Genomic DNA, 1,588 nt, shown 5'->3' on the forward strand with positions numbered 1-1,588 from the left:
GCACGCAGCCGTATTCGTGATACTGACTTTGCATCTGAGACCGCTGCTTTAACTCAGAACCAGATTATTCAGCAGGCTTCTCAGACCATTCTTACGCAGGCTAATCAGCGTCCTACTGTTGCCCTAAATCTCTTAGGTCAATAAGCTAGGCATTTACTTTAGCCATTACAAAAGGGCAGTGTTATTACACTGCCCTTTTTGTTTTTGCGCTACTTGTGACCTGTCGATGCCTATAGCTGCAGTAGAGTTAAAAGCATATTGTTAAGTGCGGCTTTCGGATATGGTTTGGGACTTAGCTAATATGCCTTAGGTGCTCTGACTCGATTTTATAGAGCTCACGCACGGACAGCTTCTTTTCGTTGCCATCAATCTCTACTTTAAACTGGCGCTCATCAGTAGCGTAGCTTTCGTTCCACTCTTGAATAGCCTCATTAAGCTCTTCAATGGTACTAACCTCTGGGTGCTCAAGCTTTACCCAAAACAAGCAGTTCTTGTTGAAAAAGCTTCCTGCTCTGCTTACTGATGCAATTGCCTTAGAGCTAGCTACACTAAAATCATTTGGCTCTAAGCCAAACTTATCACAACAGCTCTTGAACTGAGTGTTTAAGGCTATGTCTTTGCTAGCACCTTGGCTTTTTAAGAATGAGTTTGCACCATCGCAAATAATCTCATCAGGTACGCCGTACTTCATAAGGCATTCTTCGATACCCTGTAACCATGATGCTTGAGATACATCTGGTAAGACCTTAAAGAAAGACTTACGTGACCAAGGGTAGACTGCAGTAAACACACTCAGCTCACGAGGTGAGTCTTCGCTTGGGAATTGAAATTCAGTAAAGTTAAAACTAATCTGAAGCTGCTGTCCAGGCTCGAACTCAGAGCTACTTGCTTTAGGCGTATCTACTGCTACTTTAGGTGCTACTTTACTCATGTAGCGTCTTACGGTTCTTAGCGAGACCACAAAATCATCATCAAGACCGTATTTAGCCGGATTTTGATTAATGAGTGAGCACATAAGCTTACTGTTGTAACCGCCTTGTACATAAGTATCTATAAGAGCTTTCTGATCAGCGTCATCAAGCAAGCATGCTCTACGTTTTCTTTCTTTCTTAACTACGCCTCGGCTTTCATCTTTCAAATATGAACGAACAGTAGGCTGCGATATTTCGAGTATCTCAGCAATGTCCTTAACTGATAGTCCTTCTTCATGGAGCTTTCTAAGCTCGATGCGTTTGCTTTCACTTAACATATAATTTCATAACTCTATAAATGGAGGCCACTAATATATTACTATATTTTTAAAAGCCAGCTAAGATTTGAATGTTATTTTTAGATATGCAGCAGCATGAAGTCGTTACCGATATAATGGTAAACTCGAGACTATACAATTAGGCACGATCAAGGCTGTACCTGTGGTTGTGGCAATAGAGATGGGATTGAGATTAGCTGGTTTTGTGGTAGATATAAAGCGCAAAAGCCCCTGAGCTTTTTGAGCTCAGGGGCTTTTGCATTAGAAAATTAAGCCTGGCGATGACCTACTCTCGCACAATCGTACGTTGCACTACCATCGGCGTCACTGCATTTCACT

Annotated in this window: 2 protein-coding genes; one reads left to right on the top strand and one right to left on the bottom strand. The window is 41.9% G+C overall.

The window, feature by feature from the left end:
- On the top strand, positions 1 to 144 hold a 144-nt coding region (locus tag H524_RS17135; RefSeq protein ID WP_281171320.1), incomplete at its 5' end, for a flagellin.
- 148 nt (positions 145 to 292) lie between these two features.
- On the opposite strand, the gene H524_RS0111895 is transcribed toward H524_RS17135, so the two are convergent.
- Positions 293 to 1,249 (bottom strand): helix-turn-helix domain-containing protein, encoded by a 957-nt coding sequence (locus H524_RS0111895; protein WP_027940347.1) that lies wholly within the window; start codon positions 1,247 to 1,249, stop codon positions 293 to 295.
- Positions 1,250 to 1,588 lie beyond the last annotated feature (339 nt).

Source organism: Anaerobiospirillum succiniciproducens DSM 6400, from assembly GCF_000482845.1.
In the GTDB taxonomy this organism is placed as follows: Bacteria; Pseudomonadota; Gammaproteobacteria; order Enterobacterales; family Succinivibrionaceae; genus Anaerobiospirillum; species Anaerobiospirillum succiniciproducens.